Origin of the sequence: Pseudomonas pohangensis, assembly GCF_900105995.1 — a bacterium.
Lineage (GTDB): Bacteria > Pseudomonadota > Gammaproteobacteria > Pseudomonadales > Pseudomonadaceae > Aquipseudomonas > Aquipseudomonas pohangensis.
Genome location: NZ_LT629785.1, coordinates 1 through 16448, shown reverse-complemented (window position 1 = coordinate 16448; position 16448 = coordinate 1). Strand labels below are relative to the sequence as shown.

Genomic DNA, 16448 nt, shown 5'->3' with positions numbered 1-16448 from the left:
TTATTTCTCCTGAGATTGAAGGTTGTAGACCTTGATGGCCCGCCTTCGCTTCAACTCACGCTCCAGGCACTGACGGCTGATCAGTGCGCAAGGTACGTAACCGTTAGCGGTTGTCTGATACAGCAAGCGCCAGGCACTGCCGATTTTGAAGCGCAGCAAACCTTCACGGCAGCGCACGCGCTTGCCGCCCAAGATGGGAAAGGGTGTTCCGGCACGCAAAGACTGATCAATTTCCCAGACTTTGGCTTTATGACAGGGGCTGACCTGGTGGGGGCAGTTGGCGAGGATGTTCTGGATGGTGTTCATGACTGACTCCGTTGTGATGACGAAGCCAGTGTTGATTTGTGGATTCCACAAGCTGCCTACATTTTACGAAGACCACGCAGAAAATCGTGAAACCCTTTGCGCTCCTGATACTCCTTACTGATCAGGTCACGGTATTGCAGAAGCAACTCGTTCTGCGTTTCCAGTTCACAAGCTTTCGCATACGCCTGCTCCAAATCGCCACTGAGATAGTGCGCCATCATGCTGTCACCCAGGGAAAGTGCAGCAGTTTGCGTAGCCAAGGCTCTCAACAGGTTGCCATGAAGATGCCCCAGCCCCATTTGTGGAAGTGTGTCGGCGAAAGGGTTGGGCAGGCGCTCCTGGTTTAGATTGGCTACTGGCAGGCGATCTAAAAATTCCAGAAGTCTCTGTCGCAGAAACCCAAGTCCGGCGACAGTCTGTCGCTCCAGAAATAACTGTCTGGCCCAGTCGACTAAAGGCTGTCGATTGGCAGTGGGTTTCAGAAATTCAGCAACGAGCTTGGGCTCACCAAATACACCCTGTAAAAGAATGGCATTCCACAAAAGAGTTATATGGTCCGGGTTGATTCTTACGCGATTCCGACTTTCTGGGCCAATGCCCAGAGGAGCCCAATCCAACTGGATAATGATGGTTTTAGTTCTATCGGGGTACCGATACACCTCATCCTTTTTTTTGGTGGAGGGGCTCAAAGCGTTAACCAGTGTTTTCAAGCTGTCTACCAGCTTGCCATGCTGCTTCAACGGCTTGGCCAAACCGATACCGCTGCACAATAAGTTCTCGTAGACCTTGGCTAATTCTGGCCAGTGCGCCTTATCAACGGGCACAAGAAAGCTCCAGCAAAAGCTCTAGGTCATTAGCCTCGGGCGAATTCGGGGTTACCTCAGCAATTTTTTGCGCTTGCTCGAACCAATTATTAGTTGAGCACCGGTAATGATGGCGCCGGTATTCATCGACTACACCCTGGCAGTAGCCGGCACGCATTGCTTCCTCCCGCGAAGTGGTGAAGGGAGCCAAGGGATCTTGCTCATTGAATTGCGCAAAAATGCTGATTACTTCCTGACAGCTCTGGAACAGATAAGCGGCACTCTCATCGGAAAATGCTGATGGAGCCGCTAATGTGGCGCTCAACACAATCGTGTATATCAATGGTGTCTTCACAAGCTGACGTCCTTAACTGCTGTATTCAGTGTGGGTTCAATTCGTGTTGCCGTAGCCTCATTTACTGAAACCGGCCTTGCAGGAGAAGCAGGCGCGGCAAGGTATATGGCAAACAGAACCATGCCGTAATAAAACAGTGTTCCGACGAGATCGTCGTGAGCAGATATGGGTAACCATTCACTCGCATCGCCCATCTGCAGCGTTGCGATTAACACGCCACCGGCAAGTATCAGAATGAAAGAAGCCATGCGCCCAAGCGCCAGAAGCAAGCGCGCCAATCCGGCCCAGAAGCCCACACCAAAATGGCGACAATAATGCAGGTGGCGCGCAAGCAGCAGGGACATCAGCGCTGTCACACTCACCTCATCCCATGAAAGGTCCCATAACCCTGCATCGTATTCAAAAAAGTCAAATGGCAACTCTGCCAACACCAAGAGCCCCAACAACCAGAAGCCAAGGTTTTTCAAGCCCGCCAGTAGCAAACACAAGCCATGTACCAGTCCGGTATCCAGTTTTCCGGTCAGCGACAGTTCAGGGGATTGCATCGGGACTCCTTGTACGTCCTTGTTGGGGAAATATTTCAGGCGACGGCCTGCTCGACCAGCGTGCTGGCCAGCTGTTCGTTGAGTTGGCGTGCCTGGCTGAGTTGGGTTTTGAGTTGGTCGCAGAGGGCCATCAGCTCATCGGCTTTGGCGACGATGCGGTGTTGTTCTGCGAGGGGCGGAACTGGGAATGCGCACGCACGGAGCTGAGTCATGTTGATCGACGCAAGATTGGTCGTTTGCTTTGATGACCCTGCAAAGTAATCCCTAGCAGTTGTCGAGTTCAGATACATCTCTGCCCAGCGTGATTCAAATTCGTCAGTCAGCGCCCGAGCTCGAAACACATGGTTCTGATGCAGACATTCAGGCAATTCATCACGCCAAACAGCGGTGCGGCCCACTTTGTCCCAATCACCGCCCTCGGTTATTAGAAGGTCGCTATTTTTAAGAAGGTATTTGGAAACCTCATCCTCTGGCACCTCGACCTCTTTCATCACATCAAGCGCTAAGTGTCCGCGTTGAACGTTGGCCACACGCAGATATGGCTTGGAAACCATCTTGCGCCCAGCGAGCTTACGCCCAAGGGTTACCCCGCCAGTGATGTACAAAATTGAATCTAAGATTTCCCACTCCCAGCCGCTCGGAACACCATAAGGTGGAAGAGGAATATTTTCCGATAATAGTTCTTTTTGCTTACGAGACTTGCCCTCTACAAGTAACCGCTGTTTTTCAGTTTGGATGCGCTTGAGCAGTTCGCTTGCTGGCTCATCGCTGGGGTCTTGGGGGACGAGTTTTCCCATGACGGCCAGTTGCAGGAGGGTTTGTTTGAGGGCGTCGATGCTGGGTTCGGTGTTGAACAGGGTGTGGAAGTGTTCGGCGAGGCGTTGCCAGTTGGCGGCGAACTCGGTGGCATCGCTGGCTTGGGTCAGGCTGCCGAGCAGGGCTTGCACCAGTTGGGCGTGGGCGCTGGCGGCGTCTGTTTGCTGGACTTCCAGACGGTCGCACAGGGCCATCAGTTCATCGACTTTGGCGACGATGCGGTGTTGTTCGGCGAGTGGTGGAAGTGGAAATGGATTGGCCTCGACAAAATCTTTAGGCAAACGTTTCTGTCCAGCAGTACCAGTCATCTTGGTTTCACCAACCGTCAAAAACTGAGGCGATTTCAAGTAGGCCAAGACATAACGAGGGTCAATGGTGCCGTTTATTGGGCGAACGATGTGGAGCTCGGTTGTACCGGCACCTAGCCCATTGGTGAGGTTTGAAAAAACACAGGCTTTGCTGTTTTCAAAACAGGGTGTGATTTTGGCTACGCCAATGTCACCTTCAGCGAAATGTGTAAAACCTTGCTTAACCTCAGACCACAAACGTTGCTCTTGCGAATGAGCGCTATCGAATCGAACACCAATGAGTGTCATCGGTACAAAGGAGACAGGTAAGGAGTCCTCTGCTGAGTTTCTCGGATTGACCAGAGCCACCTCATTTAAAGAACTCCATGCCCAGCTCTCTGGCAAATCAGCGGGAGGAACGCGCTCTACAGAATCCGCTAGGGGCTTCTGCTTCTTGATCTTCCCCTCAGCCACCAACCGCGCCTTTTCCACTGCAATCCGCTTCAACAACTCACTGGCCGGCTCATCGCTGACATCCTGCTCCACCAACTTGCCTCGCACGGCCAGTTCCAGAATCAGCTCACGCAGCTTCTTGATGCCATTCGGCGCACCGGCCAGCAGTGGCAGGTTGTCGGTGAGTAAGGTGCTGGCCGAGAGAATGCTGCCCTCTCCCTGACCCTCTCCCGGAGGGAGAGGGGATTTATTGCCCGCAGTCATGCCTGCCGCTCCAGGGCTTCGGCCAGCACCGCCTTGAGCTGGTCGCGCAGCTGGGTGATATCGGCCTGCATCTGGTTGTAGTCGCGCAGCAACTCGTCCGGGTCATGGCTGATCTGTTCGCCGATATGCGGGTTTTTGCAGTCGAGGTTCCAGTTGCGCGCCTGCAGTTCTTCGACGCTGACCTTCCAGGCGAACTCGTTCTCCACCCTTGCGGCAAAGCCATCGTCTTCGTTGCCCCACCAGGCTTGCTCGACCTCGAACTCTTCGATGCGCATGGGCTTGGTTTTGTTGTAACTCTTCACGCCCGCCGGGTACTGGTGTTCGTAGAACCACACCTGCTTGGTGGGTATGCCCTTGGTGAAGAACAGCAGGTTGGTCTTGATGCCGGTGTAGGGGTTGAACACGCCGTTGGGCAGGCGAACGATGGTGTGCAGGTTGCACTCGGTGAGCAGCTTTTCCTTGATGCGGCTTTTGATGCCTTCGCCAAACAGGAAGCCGTCGGGCAGCACCACGGCGGCGCGACCACCGTCTTTGAGCAGGTGCATGATCAGCACCAGAAACAGGTCGGCGGTTTCCCTGGTACGGAAGGTGGCCGGGAAGTTGGTCTCGATGCCGTCTTCTTCCATGCCGCCGAACGGCGGGTTGGCGACGATGCAGTCGACCCGCTCCTTGGGCGTCCAGCTGATCAGCGGGCGGCTCAGGGTGTTGTCGTGGCGTATCTGGTTCGGCACTTCGATGCCATGCAGGATCATGTTGGTGGTGGCCAGCAGGTGTGGCAGCGGCTTTTTCTCCACGCCGAAGATGCTGGCCTGCAGGGTGCGTTCGTCCTCGGCGGTGTTTACGTAGTGCTTGCGCTTGTGCTCGATGGCGCAGGTGAGGAAGCCGCCCGTACCGCAGGCCGGGTCCATGACCTTTTCGTCCAGCTTGGGGTCGACCATGCGCACCATGAACTCGGTAACCGGGCGCGGGGTGTAGAACTCGCCAGCGTTGCCGGCGTTTTGCAGGTCGCGCAGCAGTTGCTCGTAGAGGTTGCCGAACTCGTGGCGTTCCTGGGCCTTGTTGAAGTCCACGCCTTCCTGAATCTTGTTGATCACCTGTCGCAGCAGCTGGCCGGACTTCATGTAGTTGTAGGCGTCTTCAAACACGCTGCGCACCACGAAGGCGGATGGCGTATTGCTGTAGTCGCCGAGATTTTGCAGGGTCGGGAAGAGCATGCCGTCGACAAATTCTTTCAGCTCGTCGCCGGTCATGCCTTCCGCATCGGCCGCCCAGGTGCGCCAGCGGCAGCTCTCGGGGATGGGCGACTTGTAGTTATCGTCCAGCAGCTCCCATTCCAGCTCGCGGTCATCGAATATCTTCAGGAACAGCAGCCAGACCAGCTGGCCGATACGCTGGGCGTCGCCATCGACGCCGACGTCTTTGCGCATGATGTCCTGGATGGATTTGATGGTTGAGCTGATGGACATGGTGGTTTCCGTTAGTGGGCGGCAGGAAGCGTGGTGATGGCTTCCAGACGCTGAAAAATGAGTTCTTCGCGTGCCTGCTGCTGGCGGGCGGCGGCTTGCACGGCGTAGGGAAAATCGCGGTGGGCGAGCAGATCGGTGATGCCCTGGGCGATGTAGTGACCCAAGGCAGGCTCGGCCTGGCGCAGTTCGCTCTGCAGGCTGTCGCGACCGTCCACTACGGCGAGGATGTCTTCAATATCGCGGCTGGCCAGCGGGTCGTTGCGTCCACGGCCGCGATAGGCTTCCAGCTTGGTGGCGAGAAAGTAGCCGGGGGTGACCACGCGGATCAGCGTGCTGGAGGGCAGTGCATGATCTGTTGCGCTGCGCAGGGCATCGCGGTACCAGCGGTTGGTGAAGTTGAGAATGGCCTCGTCATCGGGCATGAAATCGACCAGCAGATCGCGGCCGATCAGCGCGTTGGGCAGGCGCATGCGGCAGATGATGTCGTCCTCGGGGGACTCCCGAAAACCGCGCTGACGCAGCTCGCTGAGCAAGCCTTGCCATTTGCCGTAACCGAGCACATGGACGATGACATCCACATCTTCGGTAAAGCGTACTGATTCGCGGGCGAAGGCATCGGTAATCAGCAGCGCGGTGGTGCAACCACCGACAAAGGCCACCTGACGCACTAGCTCCGGGCCGAGGGCATCGGCCACGGTTTGCAGCATCTGTTCCTGTATGCGCCACTCAGCTGCCATCCGCTGCGCCTCGCAGGTATTGCGTCAGCAGTGTTCTGGCCAGGCTCGCCTCCCGTTCGTTGCCCAGACGAATGGCGTCTATCAGGGCGAGCATGGCGTAGAGCTCGGCATCTTTGCGGGCAGCGCCGGGAGCGCTTTTGAACAGCGGCTCAATCGCCTGGCCCATATCGCTGCCCTGGGCATCTTCCCAGACATGGATGTGTTCGCCACCGGACAACAACTTGCCGGCCAGTACCGGCGCGGCGTGTGCCGTGGCCAGACCGCGTGCCATGGGGCCTGGCTTGACCGGAAAAACATACTTCAAGCCGTGGCCGAGAAACTCGTTGAGAGCGTGGGTGTTGGCGCGGGGGATAGCCGTGTTGCGTTCCAGCTTGGCCAGCCCGGCAGTCACACAGCGGTTGAGTGCTTTGCTCACTTCGGATTTGCTGATGCCCGTGGACTGCTCCAGCGCACGCATGGAGAAGTGCTCGGCGGCCTGGCCGGCAGCGTGTTGCTGCTGGTGTTCCAGGCTTACCAGCTTGAGTAGCAGCAGTATGTCTTGGCCTTTCATCATGGCTTGAGCTCTCCGTCCACTGTCCGTGGACAAAGGACAGTTTGGCCGGCTGATATTGCTGCTGTCAATGCTGCCGCCGTCATGCGCTGATTTCGCTGGCGTAGAGCTGGTCTTCCAGTTCATGGATGGCCTTGTTGTAGCCGGCCTTGCCACCGAACGCCTTGACCAGCTCCATGGGTGCTCCAATCTGGCTGAAGGGATCGAGCTGGAGAATCTTGATGTCTTCAATGTGCTCGATGCCGGTGTCGGCGTATTTATCCAGCAGTGCTTCCAGCACCTGGCGGGCAGCACCGGAATATCTGGCGAAGTAGTTGCGCTTTTTCACCTGCTCGGCGCGCTCCTTGCGCGACAGCGCCGGCTGGTCGAAGGCCACGTGGCAGATCAGGTCGAACGGATCGAGCGGCTGGCCCTGTTTCTTTTCCACTTCTTCAGCCAGGGCTTCCCACATCACGCCTTGAGCTGCCAGTTCGTCGATGATGGCTTTCTTCTGCTCGGCATCGCTCCAGCGCCGCAGGAAGTCATCCAGCGAGGCGAACTGCTTGTGCACGCAGGCGCGGGTGTAGTCGTGCAGCGATTCGGTAATCAGTCGTCCGTCCGGGCCGTAATACTGCACACGCTCGGCAATGACGTAGATCGGCAGATTGTCGATGAAGTACTTGATGCGCTTGCTGCCACCCTCTTGATCGTCAAGCGGATCGTTTTCTGGCCCAACGCCAGCGGTAATACCATCACCCTCGATGGCGTCATCTGGCGGAACCGGGGAGTCACCGCCTTCGGGAGCGTAGATCACCACTGGCTCGCCATCAAAAGCCGGATCGGCAAACAGCTCGGTGGCTTTCTTGAAGTCCATGATGGTGAACCAGTATTTACCGAAGTCCTCGTTGATGCGGGTGCCACGCCCGATGATCTGTTTGAACTCGGTCATCGACTTGATGTGCTGGTCGAGCACGATCAGTTTGCAGGTCTGCGCATCGACGCCGGTGGTCATCAGCTTGCTGGTGGTGGCGATGACCGGGTAGCGCTCTTCGGGGTTGATGAAGTTATCCAGCTCGGCTTTGCCTTCCTGGTCATCGCCGGTGATACGCATGACGTATTTGCGGTTCTCGGCCACGCGCTCCGGGTTGAGGTTGACCAGGGCCTGACGCATACGCTCGGCATGGTTGATGTCGTCGCAGAAGATAATGGTTTTCTGGAACGGGTCGCTGGCCTTGAGAAACTCGGTAACTTTCTGCGCCACCAGCTGGGTGCGCGCTTCGATGACCAGAGTGCGATCCATGTCCTTGAGGTTGTAGATGCGGTCTTCGATCAGCTCGCCATTCTTGTCGAGCATTCCCTTGGGTGGCCGCCAGCCTTGCAGATCTTTGTCGAAGTCGATGCGCACCACTTTGTAGGGCGCGAGAAAGCCGTCTTCGATGCCCTGCTTGAGGGTGTAGCTGTACACCGGGTCACCAAAGTAGGTGATGCTGGAAACCTCTTTGGTTTCTTTCGGCGTGGCGGTGAGGCCGACATGGGTAGCGCTGGAAAAGTAGTCGAGAATCTCGCGCCAGGCGGAGTCTTCGGCAGCGCTGCCACGATGGCATTCGTCGATCACGATCAGATCAAAGAAGTCGGGGGAGAACTGCTTATAGATGTTCATCTCTTCTTCAGTGCCGGTGACGGCCTGATAGAGCGACAGGTAGATCTCATAGGACGTATCGATCTGGCGTTTGGCGATCTTGGTCATCGCCTGACCGAACGGTTTGAAGTCGTTGTTCTTGGTCTGGTCGACCAGAATGTTGCGGTCAGCGAGAAACAGGATGCGTTTCTTCTGCTTGGACTTCCACAGCCGCCAGATGATCTGGAAGGCGGTGTAGGTCTTGCCGGTGCCGGTGGCCATGACCAGCAGGATGCGATCCTGCCCATGAGCCACGGCTTCCACGGTGCGGTTGATGGCGTTGATCTGGTAATAGCGCGGCGTGCGGCCGGAGCCGTCGTCGTAATACGGTGCTTCGATGTTCTTCTGCGCCTGCCCGTGCAAGCCTTTCCATTGGCAGTAGCGCTGCCAGAGTTCTTCAGGGCTGGGGAACTGATCGAGGTTAAGCTCAGTTTCTATCTGGCTGCCGGTGCCGCTGCGGTCATGGAAGAGAAAGCCATCGCCATTACTGGAGAACACGAAGGGCACGTCCAGGGTGTCGGCATAGCCGAGTGCCTGCTGCATACCGGCACCAAGGGAGTGCTTGTTGTCCTTGGCTTCAATCACCGCCAGCGGCATGTTCTTGTGGTAGCTGAGCAGGTAGTCAGCACGCTTGCGTTCGCCACGGCTGTGCAGCTTGCCACGCACCACGATGCGCCCAGCTGTGAAGCCGAACTCTTCAAGCACCTGCCTCTGGATATCCCAGCCAGCCTGCTGGATCGCTGGCGTGATGAACTTGGTGCAGATGTCCCGCTCGGTAAGCGACTTCTTATCCATAACCCCAAATCCCTTTCAAGCCGGCATGGTCGCTCCATTCCAGCACTAGCAGTGGTGCTTGATCGGATAAATGTACCTTGTTTGGCTTTGATTGGGGTTGGCAAGGTGGACAGATATTAGTGGCCTAAGTCCGATGGCTTGCTGAGTAACCGATTGATGGGGTAGATTTCGAGTGTCGTGACCCGCAGGGCCCGATGTTTGGCCAGTTCGATTCAGTCGACTGGTACCGTGCGTTGCTCTCAGAGCACAGCGGACTTCCTTAATTTATTAGGAGGCCGCCGTGCCTACGCAATTAAGAAAACTCATCAAATCCCGATCTACTGCCTTTAACCGCCAAGGCGGTCGCTGCTTTTATTGCAATTATCCGATGTGGAGAGGCGCCCTCGAACCCTTTGCCCAACTTCACGGCATGACTCTCGGCCAGGCACGACAGTTTCAGTGCACCGCTGAACATCTGCTCGCGCGTCAAGATGGCGGTAAGGATGGCAGCGACAACATTGTCGCTGCGTGCCGGGCCTGCAATCAGCGCAGGCACAAACGAAAAAAAGCCCCTGAGCCTGATGCTTACAAAGCGCTGGTCCAGAAACGGGTTGCCTGTGGAAAGTGGCACCCTGGAAGGGCGAAGATCATTGCTACTCAGGTGACATTGATGGAGACGCTGAATTAATCGCTTCCCTGGCAAGTGCTGTAGTGCTGACTTTGGAAAGTGCCTAAGAAATCCGGGGTGATTCAGCAGGCACGGCAGCTGAGTTAACGATTAAAGCCAGCAATTATGAATACTGGATATAATCTACAGACGCGTATAACATTTATTCCAGTCTGTAGAGCATGGGGTGGAAGGCATGTCGGTAACCTATCCAAATCAGGAATTCACCAAGGATCAGTGCGTGGCGGGGCTATGCGCTGGCGTGGGCATACTCGATAAATGGCATGCTTCGAGCGATCAAGCCTGCAACATCTTGCGTATTTCGCGAAGCACACATACCCGCGCAAAGCAGCGCGCCCCAGGCTGGACTGTCTCGCTGGATGCCGATCAGATGCAGCGTGTGAGTTTCGTGCTGAACATCCATGCAGTGCTTCGGCAAATCTTCGACAACCCAGAAAACGTCTATGGGTTCCCTTCTATGGCGAACAACAACGCTTTTTTCAACGGGCGCTCCCCGCTCGAAATCATGGCTCAGGGCGACATAATTTCTCTGTATGAAGTCTATCGCCGGATCGACGCTCTGCGAGGTGCGCAATGGTGATGAAGCCCAAGCTGCCGGTGCTGGCAGGTAATCAGGTACAGGCCTATCGGCTGGTCAACTCCAAGTTCCCGCCTATCGCGCTGTTCGATGACGTTGCTGACGCCGCCGAGTTCGATGCTCTGTACCAGATACAGGCCATGACCAACCCAAGGCTGCTCAACGAGGCTGGCCGCATTGAGCTGATACCGCGTGCAGAGATTCCCTTTGGCATTGTCGGCTGCTCTTACGCCGTCGCTCCGTTCACTCACATCAGCCCAGAGGGCTCTCGATTCAGTGATGGGAGCTATGGCGTCTTGTACTTGGCGGCAACCATGGAAACTGCTCTGGCCGAGGTTCAGCATCACCAAAGCCTGTACTGGTCAAACGTCCCGAGTCTCAACTACGAGCGGTTTGTTTTCCGTGGCCTGTCTTGCGCCTTTTCCGAAGGCTGGATGGTGGACGCCACACCTGTGGCGATGAATGACCCGATTTATGATCCCGACGATTACGCCGAAGCGCGGCGGCTTGGCGGGGCAATCAAGGCGACGGGCAGTCCTGGCATCCGCTACAACTCGGTGCGCTTGCTAGGAAATCGTTGCTGGGCGTTGATGACGCCAAAGCCCGTCATTTCGATTGTCCAGACAGCGCATTACGAGATGGTCTGGAATGAGCGAATTACTAGCGTAAACAAGATTGTCGCACCGACTCCGAAATCAAACGCGATTAGATGATCGGTTTTTGCTGATAGAGCATAGTTTGAGCTGAATGCCCTCTAACTTCCTATTTAGCCTGGGTACTGGCGAACCTACCACTGTTGGCTCCCTTGAAATCGGCCCGCTTAGAACGACACGATTATGCGGAAATATTGCATTCTGACTAATTATTCAAATCCGCATAATTGCTAATAATCGTAAATTACCAAACAGCTTTTATTGCCGACTCTTCCGGGCTTTTTTCGTGCGCCAGACATGCAGAGTTGCGCGGAAGAAGCACTAATTTGGTGTTGTGACTTTACGTTGAAAGCCTAACCGCAACGAGATCTCTGTTAGCCGGCTATCTGACAGGTTCTGCCTGAAAGAATCTGAAAATCGTGGCCATTCGCACTCGGCCCACTAGCGGCTAGATGTCATTTTTGTACATTTCTATGTGCCTAGAATTGGACATTTTCTAAGACAGACTCGAGCACAAATGGTTTTATATGGGGTAGCTCGTCATGCCAAAATCTATCTCATCGTATTGATATACAACGATTTAACCCGTATGAAGCAGTAACCACCCGATCCTTCCCCATGCGTGCAATTGCCCTCCGAAGGCAGTCGTTTGTTAGAATCCCGCCGAGTGCGCCAAACTCCTTGATTTAAAAGCCTTTTTAAATCGCGCCTGCAAACCAGCTCCTGGTTTTGGCCGCTCTCGTCATTCTCTTTTGCCTCATCGAGGCAATATCCTGCAATCAGCAATGATCACTGCCCTCATCTACCGTCTTCAGCGGTTTTTCAGGCTGTGTCCATTCTGCGCCCAGGCATTCAGTTTCATCACTGCATGAACATTGCCGCCATGAAATTTACTTGATATATTTTCATGAAATTAACTGGAAATATTTTCAGGGAACTCGCATGTTTCATCACTCCAGCCAGCATGTCGCCAGCTACTACGCCCACAGTTGCGCTGCTCAGATACCGGCGTACCCTCGACTAGAAGGCGAGCAAACTACCGAGGTGTTGATCATCGGTGCCGGCTTCAGTGGCTTGCACACGGCGTTGCGTTTGGCTCTGGCTGGCAAGCGTGTCACTTTGCTGGAAGCCAGTCGCGTCGCCTGGGCGGCCTCTGGGCGCAATGGCGGGCAGGCGATTCTCGGCTGGTCGTGCGATATGCCGCCACTGGAGGCCGCGCTCGGCTATGAACGCGCCCGGCGTTTGTGGGACAGCATGCGCTGGGCCGCCGGGGAGTTGCGCGAGTTACCGGGGCGGCATGGTTTCGATTGCGATTACCGCGCGGGGCACCTGTGGACTTCGGTATTGCCGCGGCGGGTGAGCCAGCTGAGCGAGTGGCAGCACGAAGCCAGCCACAAGTGGGGCCACGATGGCCTGCGCTTTATTCCACGCGACGAATTATCCCAGTGGGTCGCCAGCGAGCGTTATCAAGCCGGCTTGTACGATCCGGAAGGAGGCCATTTGCACCCGCTGAAACTGGCCTTCGGCCTGGCGGCGGCAATCGAGCGCGCCGGTGGTTGCATCCACGAGCAGAGCAAGGCACTGAGCTATCGCGAAACGGGCGACCAGTACCTGGTGACCACCGAGCACGGCCGTATTCGTGCAGATGTAGTGGTGCTGGCCTGTAATGCCTATATCGATGATCTGCATCCCAGGTTATCGCGCCGGCTGCTGTCCGCCGGTTGCTATCAGGTGGCCACCGCACCGCTGAGCGCCGAGCAGGCGACGGCGCTGCTACCGGGCAATGTCTGCATCACCGACAACCAGTTCATTCTCGATTACTTCCGGCGCACCCCGGATAACCGCTTGTTGTTTGGCGGTGGCAATACCTATCTGGGCGGCCTGCCAAAGGATATTGCGGCCGCCACCCGGCCGTTCTTGCAGCGGGTCTTCCCGCAACTCAAGGACGTACCGATCGAATTCGCCTGGGGTGGGCATATCGACCTGACGCTCAAACGCACACCGGATATTGGCCGCTCCGGCCAGCTGTACTGGATGCAGGGCTATTCCGGGCATGGCGTATTGCCCACCCTGGCTGCTGCCCGTGCAGTGTCCGCGGACATTCTTGGCCAACCCGATGAACTGGCGTTATACCAGGGCCTGCACAACGCCAATTTCCCCGGCGGCAAGCACCTGGCGGCCCCCCTGGAGGCCATCGGCAAGGCGTGGTATCGACTGCGCGACAGCATCTGAAAGTGCACCCCTGGAGTGAACGAGATGAACCAGCAAGAAGAGACAGCCGCTCTGGCGAGCCTGATTCAGGACCTGCGCAAACACAAGAACTACACACTCAAGCAGTTGGCCGACCAGATCGGCCGCTCGGTGGGTTTTCTCTCCCAGGTTGAGCGCGGCCTGTCGCGCCCGACCGTGGCGGACCTGACCGCGATCAGTGAAGCCCTCGCGGTGCCCACCACCTATTTTTACAACGAGCCAAAACCCAGGCAGCTGCCCTGGGTCACCCGGCCCGATGAGCGACGTACCCTGTATTACGCCAACGGCATTACCGACATTCTGCTATCACCGAAAATGACGGCATCTTTTGCCATGCTCGAAACCCTGCTGGAACCCGGTGCTACCAGCGGCGAGCGCCATTTGAGCGACAGCTCAGAACAAGGCGGTTACGTCCTCGACGGCGAGCTGACGCTGTGGCTGGGCGATGACGAGCCCGTCAGCCTTAATGCTGGCGACAGCTTCCAGCTGGACAGCCACACCCGTTGCCGTTACGGCAACCGTACGCAACAGCCGACGCGCGTGCTGTGGGTTTACACCTGACCGACAACCACAAGATTCAAAGGAAAACAGCCATGAATGCTGCCTGCACCGAACTGCTGGCCGAGGTACAAAGCTTTCGCCAGCGCTACCCGGAGGTACGTTACGTCGAGCTGATTTGCCTGGATATTCCCGGACACTTTTATGGAAAGCGTTACCCGATCGAGATGCTCGAAAAGGTGGCTGCTGGTAGTGCCCTCAAATTGCCGCAGAACTGTGTATTGATGGGGGTGCAGGGCGGGCTGTTCGAGATTGGCGACTACTGCTTCAACGACGGTGACCCGGATGCCCTGCGCCGCCTGGTCCCCGGCACGCTCAAGCCGGTGAGCTGGGAGGCACAACCACTGGGGCAAATGCTGATCACCTCGGACGGCACCACAGCGCCGATTGTGTTTGAACCTCGGCAGGTGCTGGCGCAAGTGCTGGAGCGCCTGCGTGCCAAGGGTATTCACCCGGTGGTGGCCTTTGAACTGGAGTTTTATCTGCTGGATAAAGCGTTGCGTGATGGCTTGCCGCAGTTCCCCCGCGACCGCCTCAGCGGCGATGCCGATGACCAGCCGAATATGCATATCGAGCGTTTGTCACGCTTCGCTCCGGTACTCGATGACATGGTCGAGACTGCGCGGGAGCAGGGCATCGACGCCACGGTAATCACCGCCGAGCTGGGCCCGGGACAGTTTGAAATCAATTTTGGCCACCTCGCTGACGGCCTGCGCGCCGCCGACTGGGCCGCCCTGTTTTGCCGCAGCACCCGTGGCGTGGCGCTTAAACACGGCTACCGTGCGAGCTTTATGGCCAAGCCGTACCTGCAGCATCCGGGCAGTGGTATGCATGTGCATGTCAGTCTGTATGACGCGGCAGGCAACAACCTGCTCGCGGCCAACCAGCAGCAGGCACTGCGCCACGCGGTGGCCGGCTGTCTGGATTTGCTACCCCATTGCATGCCGATTTTTGCCCCGAACCAGAATGCCTTGCGCCGTTTTGCCGGTACGGTAAACGTAGCTTCCCGGGCCAGCTGGGGGTTCGAGAATCGAGATGCCTGTCTGCGGGTGCCGGAGTCCGATGCTCATAATCTGCGCCTGGAGCATCGCCTGGCAGGTGCCGATGCCAACCCCTATCTGGTGCTGGCAGCCATTCTGGTCAGCCTGGAGCACGGCCTTGCTGCCGCTTGCGAACCCATTGCGCCGCTGAATGAAGAGCGCAACAGCGGTGTCGACTTCCCTCTGGAGATGCTCCAAGCCGTGCGCGCCATGCAGCAACAACCGCAGTTGCGTGCGGGTTTGGGCGAGGAGTTCGTCAAGGTCTACTGCGAGAACAAGCGTCAGGATCATCTGGCCTTTCTGCAGGAAATCAGTGCCCGCGAATACCGCTGGTATCTGTGAAGCCGGCATGCCGGCTTGCAACCAGGGCCTGTTGCGTGCCTGCCGTGGTGCTGTTCGCTGCGTCGTCCGGAGCGGCCGGTTCCCGGCATCATTCCGCCATTTGCCCATCATCGTTTGCGCAGGCCGGAGCTTGACCGCGCTTGCAGCTGCGATATTTCAACGAACCAATCCGGATCAAGTCGCCAGCAAGTGCTGATGCTTTACTCTTGTTGTGTGGGATAAACAGACCTGGAGGCAAAAGCATGGTGGATATAGCTGAACTGCAGGATGGCGCCCGGCGCAACGACCCCTCGGCAAAGTGGACGCGGGAGCAGGTGTTGTCGATCCGCTACTGGACGCCAAAGCTGCTGTCCTTCCGCACGTCACGCGCGCAAGACTATCGTTTTACCCCGGGCCACTATGCGCGACTGGCGCTGGGCAAGGAGGAGGAACTGGTCTGGCGGCCTTACTCGATGGTGTCTGCGCCCGACGATGACTATCTGGAGTTCATCGCCGTGCTGGTGCCCGGCGGCCCCTTCTCGACACTCCTGGAGCAGCTCAGCGTCGGCGACGAGATCAAGGTCGACAAGGCCTGCTTCGGCTTTCTCACCGTCGATCAGCTGGCGCCGGGGCGCGATCTGTGGCTGCTGGCCAGCGGCACCGGGATCGGCCCGTTTGTCTCGATCCTGCGCGATCCGGCGGTGTGGCAGCACTTCGAGCGTTTGATCGTGGTGCATGGTGTACGCAACGCTGCCGACCTGGCCTATCGCGAAGAAATTGCGGCCATTGCCAAGCAACCTCCGTTTGCCGCTTCCAGGGCAAAGCTTTGCTATTTCAGCTCGGTAACCCGCGAGCCCGGAACCGGCGACTTCTCCGAGCGTATCCCGCAACTGCTGGCCAGCGGTCAACTTGAGCAGCAGGCAGGAACCACACTGAGCATGCACGATTCGCGGGTGATGGTCTGCGGCAACCCGGATATGGCTTTCGAGCTGCGTCGCTACCTGAGTGCGCTGGGTTTCGCTACCAGCCGCCGGGGAGTGCCGGGGCAGATGGCTTTCGAGAAATACTGGTAACTTTTCTGCCGGTTGGCAGAGCGCCACAACCGGCGGCCGTAGCACTGGCTCAGTCAGCCGCTGCAGTGCTCAGCTGTGCCTCGATAAAGCTCTGCCTTGCGTCATCGCTCAACACCTGCAGCCGGTGCTGGTGCCCGCCGTCTGCGAATGCGCGAATACGGATCGCCGAAGGCAACTCCACCGGACGACGAAATCTTGCCTGAAGATTGTAGGCAGGCAACTGTGACAGCTCGCTCATCACCAGTGCCCGGGCCAGCGTCCAGGTGCCATGCACG

At 57.2% G+C, this 16448-nt stretch carries 16 protein-coding genes and 1 pseudogene; 7 read left to right on the top strand and 10 right to left on the bottom strand.

Annotated elements, in window-relative coordinates:
• The 9 genes from BLT89_RS00080 to hsdR form a co-directional block, all read right to left on the bottom strand.
• Window positions 1-306 (bottom strand): ParE family toxin-like protein, encoded by a 306-nt coding sequence (locus BLT89_RS00080; protein WP_090192507.1) that lies wholly within the window; start codon window positions 304-306, stop codon window positions 1-3.
• Window positions 307-362: 56 nt separating this feature from the next.
• Complete coding sequence (locus BLT89_RS00075) at window positions 363-1130, bottom strand: hypothetical protein (protein ID WP_090192506.1); 768 nt, start codon at window positions 1128-1130, stop codon at window positions 363-365.
• Window positions 1120-1464 (bottom strand): hypothetical protein, encoded by a 345-nt coding sequence (locus tag BLT89_RS17510; RefSeq protein WP_157718750.1) that lies wholly within the window; start codon window positions 1462-1464, stop codon window positions 1120-1122. The genes BLT89_RS00075 and BLT89_RS17510 overlap by 11 nt, the downstream gene beginning before the upstream one ends.
• A complete protein-coding gene (locus tag BLT89_RS00070) occupies window positions 1461-2009 on the bottom strand; it encodes a hypothetical protein (RefSeq protein ID WP_090192505.1) in 549 nt (182 codons plus the stop codon). Before BLT89_RS00070 ends, BLT89_RS17510 begins: the two co-directional genes overlap by 4 nt.
• Window positions 2010-2044: 35 nt before the next feature.
• A complete protein-coding gene (locus tag BLT89_RS00065; RefSeq protein ID WP_090192504.1) occupies window positions 2045-3829 on the bottom strand; it encodes a restriction endonuclease subunit S in 1785 nt (594 codons plus the stop codon).
• Window positions 3826-5295 carry a type I restriction-modification system subunit M gene (locus BLT89_RS00060; RefSeq protein WP_090192503.1) on the bottom strand — a complete coding sequence of 490 codons (1470 nt, stop codon included), beginning with the start codon at window positions 5293-5295 and terminating at the stop codon, window positions 3826-3828. Before BLT89_RS00060 ends, BLT89_RS00065 begins: the two co-directional genes overlap by 4 nt.
• Window positions 5296-5306: 11 nt before the next feature.
• A complete protein-coding gene (locus BLT89_RS00055) occupies window positions 5307-6032 on the bottom strand; it encodes a nucleotidyl transferase AbiEii/AbiGii toxin family protein (RefSeq protein ID WP_090192502.1) in 726 nt (241 codons plus the stop codon).
• Window positions 6022-6585: a MarR family transcriptional regulator gene (locus BLT89_RS00050; RefSeq protein ID WP_331712558.1), complete on the bottom strand. Its 564-nt coding sequence runs from the start codon at window positions 6583-6585 to the stop codon at window positions 6022-6024. Before BLT89_RS00050 ends, BLT89_RS00055 begins: the two co-directional genes overlap by 11 nt.
• A 79-nt stretch (window positions 6586-6664) precedes the next feature.
• Window positions 6665-9034: an EcoAI/FtnUII family type I restriction enzme subunit R gene (hsdR, locus tag BLT89_RS00045; RefSeq protein ID WP_090192501.1), complete on the bottom strand. Its 2370-nt coding sequence runs from the start codon at window positions 9032-9034 to the stop codon at window positions 6665-6667.
• A gap of 280 nt (window positions 9035-9314) precedes the next feature.
• On the opposite strand from hsdR, the gene BLT89_RS00040 reads away from it, so the two are divergent.
• The 7 genes from BLT89_RS00040 to BLT89_RS00010 all read left to right on the top strand — a co-directional run bounded on the left by BLT89_RS00040 (window position 9315) and on the right by BLT89_RS00010 (window position 16173).
• On the top strand, window positions 9315-9701 hold the full coding sequence (locus BLT89_RS00040) for an HNH endonuclease (RefSeq protein ID WP_231975046.1): 387 nt from the start codon (window positions 9315-9317) through the stop codon (window positions 9699-9701).
• Window positions 9702-9876: 175 nt separating this feature from the next.
• Window positions 9877-10281 carry an MbcA/ParS/Xre antitoxin family protein gene (locus BLT89_RS00035; RefSeq protein ID WP_090192499.1) on the top strand — a complete coding sequence of 135 codons (405 nt, stop codon included), beginning with the start codon at window positions 9877-9879 and terminating at the stop codon, window positions 10279-10281.
• The gene (locus BLT89_RS00030; RefSeq protein WP_090192498.1) at window positions 10275-10991 is read left to right on the top strand and encodes an RES family NAD+ phosphorylase; all 717 of its coding nucleotides are present in this window, start codon (window positions 10275-10277) and stop codon (window positions 10989-10991) included. The genes BLT89_RS00035 and BLT89_RS00030 overlap by 7 nt, the downstream gene beginning before the upstream one ends.
• 882 nt (window positions 10992-11873) lie before the next feature.
• On the top strand, window positions 11874-13163 hold the full coding sequence (locus BLT89_RS00025) for an NAD(P)/FAD-dependent oxidoreductase (RefSeq protein WP_090192497.1): 1290 nt from the start codon (window positions 11874-11876) through the stop codon (window positions 13161-13163).
• Between the two features lie 24 nt (window positions 13164-13187).
• A complete protein-coding gene (locus BLT89_RS00020) occupies window positions 13188-13742 on the top strand; it encodes a helix-turn-helix domain-containing protein (RefSeq protein WP_090192496.1) in 555 nt (184 codons plus the stop codon).
• A gap of 32 nt (window positions 13743-13774) precedes the next feature.
• Window positions 13775-15121 (top strand): glutamine synthetase family protein, encoded by a 1347-nt coding sequence (locus tag BLT89_RS00015; RefSeq protein ID WP_090192495.1) that lies wholly within the window; start codon window positions 13775-13777, stop codon window positions 15119-15121.
• Window positions 15122-15363: 242 nt separating this feature from the next.
• The gene (locus BLT89_RS00010) at window positions 15364-16173 is read left to right on the top strand and encodes a ferredoxin--NADP reductase (RefSeq protein ID WP_090192494.1); all 810 of its coding nucleotides are present in this window, start codon (window positions 15364-15366) and stop codon (window positions 16171-16173) included.
• A gap of 49 nt (window positions 16174-16222) precedes the next feature.
• Here BLT89_RS00010 and BLT89_RS17775 read toward each other — a convergent pair.
• Window positions 16223-16448: pseudogene (locus BLT89_RS17775) on the bottom strand (hypothetical protein); the annotation flags it as partial.